At 70.5% G+C, this 5,852-nt stretch carries 4 protein-coding genes and 1 pseudogene; all 5 read left to right on the forward strand.

The genetic code is table 11. From position 1 onward, the window contains the following. Positions 1-297, forward strand: a pseudogene (locus tag GB864_RS17660) (hypothetical protein); the annotation flags it as partial. A 46-nt stretch (positions 298-343) separates the two neighbouring features. Further along, entirely contained in the window at positions 344-1,693 is a 1,350-nt protein-coding gene (locus GB864_RS17665) for an ABC transporter substrate-binding protein (protein ID WP_160427006.1), read from the forward strand. A 94-nt stretch (positions 1,694-1,787) separates the two neighbouring features. Next, the gene (locus GB864_RS17670) at positions 1,788-2,741 is read left to right on the forward strand and encodes a carbohydrate ABC transporter permease (RefSeq protein WP_160427007.1); all 954 of its coding nucleotides are present in this window, start codon (positions 1,788-1,790) and stop codon (positions 2,739-2,741) included. Then, positions 2,738-3,679: a carbohydrate ABC transporter permease gene (locus tag GB864_RS17675; protein ID WP_160427008.1), complete on the forward strand. Its 942-nt coding sequence runs from the start codon at positions 2,738-2,740 to the stop codon at positions 3,677-3,679. Before GB864_RS17670 ends, GB864_RS17675 begins: the two co-directional genes overlap by 4 nt. Positions 3,680-3,740: 61 nt before the next feature. Next, entirely contained in the window at positions 3,741-5,762 is a 2,022-nt protein-coding gene (locus GB864_RS17680; protein WP_160427009.1) for a beta-galactosidase, read from the forward strand. The last annotated feature ends 90 nt before the right edge of the window (positions 5,763-5,852 follow it).

Below are 5,852 nucleotides of genomic sequence, written 5' to 3' on the forward strand. Positions count from 1 at the left end.
CCCTTCCGATCAGCCGGCACCGTGCCCGACGCCGCATTCGCCCGGGCGCTCGCGCGCTGGGCGGTCGCGGAGCCGGCCGCTGCGGACCTCGCGGGCGAGGTCGCGCTGCCCGTCGGCATCGCCTCGGGCGCACTGCCCGACGGCGGGCGGGCCTGGTTCGTTTTCAACTGGGGATGGGAGCCGCAGGCGCTGACGCTCGCGACCGCCGTCGCCGACGCCGTCTCGGGGGAGCACCTCGCGGCGGGCACCGAAGTCTCACTGCCGGCGTGGTCGACGCGGACCTTCATCGGCCGGTGAGCAGCAAGGGATCCTGCGATCCATCCAACCGAGGGAAAGAGTTGACATGAAGCAGAAACGGAAGACCGCAGCGGCGCTGCTGGCCGGTACCGCGCTCGCGGCGACCGTCCTGACCGGCTGCACCTCCGGCGGCGGTTCCGCCGACGGCGGCGGCCCGGTCACCCAGGAGCAGATCGACGAGGCGATGTCGACGCCCACCACGCTCACGTTCTGGACGTGGGTGCCCGACATCGACCAGGAGGTCGCGCTCTTCGAGCAGAAGTACCCGGAGATCGACGTCAAGGTGGAGAACGTCGGCCAGGGCCTGCCGCACTACCAGAAGCTCCGCAGTGCGATCGAGGCCGGCGAAGGAGCGCCGGATGTCGCCCAGATCGAATACCAGTACATCCCGTCGTTCGTGCTGTCGGAGTCGCTCCTCGACCTCGCGGACTACGGGGCCGCCGACCTCGAGGACGACTACGTCGGGTGGGCCTGGAACCAGGTCTCGCCGGGCGACGAGGTGTGGGCGATTCCGCAGGACATCGGCCCGATGGGCAACCTCTACCGCGAGGACCTGCTCACGCAGGCGGGCATCGCCGAACCGCCGGCGACGTGGGACGACTACGCGGCGGCCGCGAAGGCCGTCAAGGACAGCACGGGGTCCTACATCTCCAACCTCGGCGCCACCCAGGCCGGGCAGATGATCGGCTTCTTCTGGCAGGCGGGCGTCAAGCCCTTCGGCTACGACGGCGCCGAAACCGTGAAGATCGACGTCAACAGCGACGGGGCCAAGGAGGTCGCCGACTACTGGACGGGGCTGATCCAGGACGACCTCATCTCGACCGACGTCGACTTCAACGACCAGTGGTACCAGGGCCTCGCGAGCGGCAAGTACGCGGGCTGGCTCACGGCCGCGTGGGGTCCGGTGTTCCTCCAGGGCACCGCCGAGGGCACCTCCGGCCAGTGGCGCGCCGCGCCGCTGCCGCAGTGGTCGGCCGGCGACGAGGTCTCGGGCAACTGGGGCGGTTCGTCGGATGCGGTGCTCGCCTCGAGCGAGAACCCCATCGCGGCGGCCGAACTCGCGAAGTTCATCAACCACGACGAGGAGTCCGCCATGCAGCTGGCGACGCAGCAGTTCCTCTTCCCGCCGCAGCAGTCGGTGCTGAGCGACCCCGCGTTCATCGACCAGGAGTCGGAGTTCTACGGGGGCCAGCAGGTCAACAAGCTCTTCGCCGAGATCTCCGAGACGGTCGATACCGACTTCGAGTGGCTGCCGTTCATGGACTACGTGTACTCGAGCTACGAGGAGACGATGGGCACGGTGATCGCGGACAAGGGCGACATCGCCGCCGCCCTCGACACCTGGCAGGACCAGCTCGTCTCGTACGCCGAGGACCAGGGCTTCACCGTCGAGTGAGCCTCGGGGCGCCCGCCGGCTCCACCGGCGGGCGCCCGCTCCACGCGGCCGCGCCGCCGCACCCCTCGAATCCCCGAACCAGTCAGGAGTCGCAATGACGCACACTCCGACGGCCGCGCGCACCGCCGCCCGGCCCGCCGAACGGCGTCGAACGAGCACGTCCAAGCGCAAGCAGCGCACGGCCGCCTATCTGTTCATCCTCCCGTTCTTCCTCGTCTTCCTCACGATGCTCGTCGTGCCGCTGTTCTATTCGGGCTGGCTCAGCTTCTTCGAGTCGAAGCTCATCGGCGGCGAGCAGTTCGCCGGCCTCGCCAACTACGTGCGCGCCCTCGGCGACTCGGCCTTCTGGGGAAGCCTGCTCCGGGTGCTGGCATTCCTCCTCATCCAGGTGCCGATCATGCTGATCCTCGCGCTGTGCTTCGCCCTCGCGCTCGACAGCGGTCGGGCTCGGGGCTCGCGCACCGTGCGGCTGCTCATCTTCATGCCCTACGCGGTGCCCGCCGTCGTGGCGACGCTCATGTGGGGCTACCTCTACGGGCCGGACTTCGGACCGATCGCGCAGATCGCGCGCGCGGTCGGGCTCGGCACCCCGGAGTTCCTGACGCCGGGCAACATCCTCGGCTCGATGATGAACATCGTCACGTGGGAGTTCATCGGCTACAACATGATCATCATGTACGCGGCCCTCCGCTCGATCCCGGCGGAGCTCTACGAAGCCGCGGAGATCGACGGCGCGGGCCAGTTCCGCGTCGCCTGGAGCGTGAAGATCCCGGCGATCCGCCCGGCGATCATGCTCACCGTGATCTTCTCGATCATCGGCTCGTTCCAACTCTTCAACGAGCCCAGCCTGCTGAACACGATCGCGCCGGACGCGATCACGAACTCCTTCATGCCGAACTACTACGCGTACAACCTCGCGTTCATCAACCAGGAGCTCAACTACGCGGCCGCGATCGCGTTCCTGCTGGGGCTGCTCATCGCGATCGTCTCCTACATCGTCCAGCTCAGCGAACAGCGCCGGGAGCGGCGCGAGCGGAGGCTCTCATGACCGACCTCGACACCCGTGCGGCCGTCACGATCGACACGCCGAACTACCGGCCGCCGCACGGTCGACGGGGCCGGCCCCGCCCGTACTCGGCGTCGAAGCGGCGGAGCACGCTGCTGACCGTCCTGCTCTGGCTCTGCGTGCTGTACTTCGTGCTGCCGCTGTGGTGGTTGTTCGTCTCCTCGACGAAGGACACGTCCGCCCTCTTCTCGACCTTCGGCCTGTGGTTCGGCCCGGACTTCTCGCTGTGGGACAACCTCGTCGACCTCTTCACGACGCGCGGCGGCCTGTTCGTTCGCTGGATCGGCAACACGGTCTTCTACGCGCTGACCGCCGCTGTCGGCGCGACGCTGCTCTCGGCGATGGCCGGCTACGCCTTCGCGAAGTTCGACTTCCCGGGCAAGAAGGTGCTCTTCTCCATCACGCTCGGCGCGGTGATGATCCCGCTCACGGCGCTCGCCCTGCCGACCTACCTGCTCTTCGCGCAGGCGGGTCTCACCGACACCCCGTGGGCGATCATCGTGCCGTCGCTCGTCAGCCCGTTCGGCGTCTACCTCATGCGGGTCTATGCGGCGGACGCGATCGACGACAGCCTCCTCGAGGCGGCTCGGGTCGACGGCTCGGGCGAGTTCCGCACGTTCTGGCAGGTGGGCTTCCGACTGCTGGGTCCGGGGCTCGTGACGGTGTTCCTCTTCAGCCTCGTGGGCACCTGGAACAACTACTTCCTGCCCCTCATCATGCTGAACAGCTCGGACCTCTACCCGCTGACCGTCGGCCTCGCGCAGATCCAGGCGGCGGCCTCGGCGGGCGGCGGATCGCAGGCCGCCTTCTCGACGGTCATCACGGGGTCGCTCGTGACGGTCATCCCGCTCGTGATCGCCTTCCTGTTCCTGCAGCGGTACTGGCAGTCGGGCCTGTCCACCGGTTCGGTGAAGGGATGACCGGAGGCGCGGCCCGTCGCCGGGCCGCCAGAATCGAGGCACGACAGATCGCGACGAAGGGATGCGGGCAGTGACCATCAAGTACGGGGGCGACTACAACCCCGAGCAGTGGCCGACCGAGGTCTGGGACGAGGACGTGCGCCTCATGCAGCGCGCGGGTGTGAACCTCGCCACGGTGGCCGTGTTCTCGTGGGCGCGGCTCGAGCCGCGGCCGGGGGAGTACGACTTCGCCTGGCTCGACGACGTGCTCGGCCGCCTCCACGCGGGCGGCGTGCGCGTCGACCTCGCGACCGCGACGGCCTCGCCGCCGCCGTGGCTGGCCCGCCGCCACCCCGAGACGCTGCCCGTCGACGAGCACGGCGTGCGGCTCGAGGTCGGCAGCCGCCAGCAGTACTGCCCGTCCTCGCCGGTGTACCGCGCCCACGCGCGCCGGCTCGTCGAGCGGCTCGTCGAGCGCTACGCCGACCACCCGGCGCTCGAGCTCTGGCACGTGAACAACGAGTACGGCTGCCACGTCAGCCGCTGCTACTGCGACGCGTCCGCGGCCGCCTTCCGGGACTGGCTCGAGGACCGCTACGACACGGTCGAGGCCCTGAACGACGCGTGGGGGACCGCGTTCTGGTCGCAGCGCTACGACTCGTTCGACGAGATCATGCCGCCGCGGGCCGCGCCGACATTCCAGAACCCGACCCAGTTGCTCGACTTCGACCGGTTCTCCTCCGACGAGCTGCTCGAGTGCTACCGCGCCGAGGCGGAGGTGATCCGGGCCTCCTCCGATGTGCCGATCACGACGAACTTCATGGGCTTCTTCAAGCCGCTCGACTACTGGAAGTGGGCGAAGGAGGTCGACGTCGTCTCCGACGACACCTACCCCGACCCCGCCGACCCGCTCTCGACGCCGTACGCGGCGATGGTGCGCGACCTCATGCGCTCCCTCGGCGGCGGCGCCCCCTGGATCCTCATGGAGCAGGCGCCGAGCGCCGTCAACTGGCGCGAGCGCAACGCGATCAAGGCGCCAGGGCAGATGCGGGCGTGGTCGTACCAGGCGCTCGCGCGCGGCGCGGACGGCATCCTGTTCTTCCAGTGGCGCCAGTCCAAGGCGGGCTCCGAGAAGTTCCACTCGGGCATGGTGCCGCACGCCGGGCCCGAAACCCGGGTGTTCCGCGAGATCGCCGAGCTCGGCGCCGAGCTCACGGCGCTCTCCGGCCCCGAAGCCGGTTTCGAGGGCGCCCCGGTCGCCGCCCACGCCGCCATCGCGCTCGACTGGGACAGCTGGTGGGCCCTCGAGCAGCCGGCCGCGCCGACGGCGGTCGCCTACCTGGAGGTGCTGTTCGCGTGGCACGCGGCGCTCACCGCGAACGGGCTCACGGTCGACTTCGTGCAGGCGGGCGCCGATCTCTCGGGCTATCCGCTCGTCGTGGTGCTGGCGCACTTCGTGCTCACGGCGGACCAGGGCGCGAACCTCTCCGCCTACGCGGAGGAAGGGGGCACGCTCGTCGTGGGCTTCGCCTCGGGCATCCTCGACGAGCAGCTGCACGTGCACCTCGGCGGGTACTTCGGCGCCGAATTGCGTCGCGCCCTCGGCGTGCGCATCGAGGAGTTCGCCCCGCCCGCCGGACCCGACCTCCGGGCAGAGGGCGGCGTTCCGGCGCCGCCGATCGGGATCGTCGGCGACGTCGTCGGCGGATCGGCGTCGGCCGGGCTCTGGGCCGAGGCGCTCATCGCCGAGGATGCCGCGATCGAGGCGGCCTTCGCCGGCGGCGCGCTCGACGGGACGCCGGCGATCACACGCCGCGAGACCGGCGTCGGCCGCGCCTGGTACGTCGCCACGCTGCCGCAGCCCGAGGCGCTCGGGATGCTGGCGGCCCGCCTCATCGCCGACGCCGGGATCGTCGTGCCGGAGCCGGCCGCCGTGGGCGGGGGCGTCGAGGTCGTGCGCCGCGGGGCGAACACCGTCGTCATCAACCACGGCGACGGCACGGCCGTGGTGCGCCTGCCCGGCGTCGACCGGCTCACCGGGGCGAGCGCCGACGGGCTGGAGCTCGCCCCGCAGGGCGTCGCGGTCGTCGCCGACCCCGCGTAGGCGAGCGGCCGGGCGCGGCGGCCGGGTGAACCGGTCGCCGCGCTCCGCGCCGCTGCGTGCGCGCGGTGCGCTCAGCCGCGGAGACCGAGC

Origin of the sequence: Agromyces seonyuensis, from assembly GCF_009789225.1 — a bacterium.
GTDB classification, from domain to species: Bacteria; Actinomycetota; Actinomycetes; order Actinomycetales; family Microbacteriaceae; genus Agromyces; species Agromyces seonyuensis.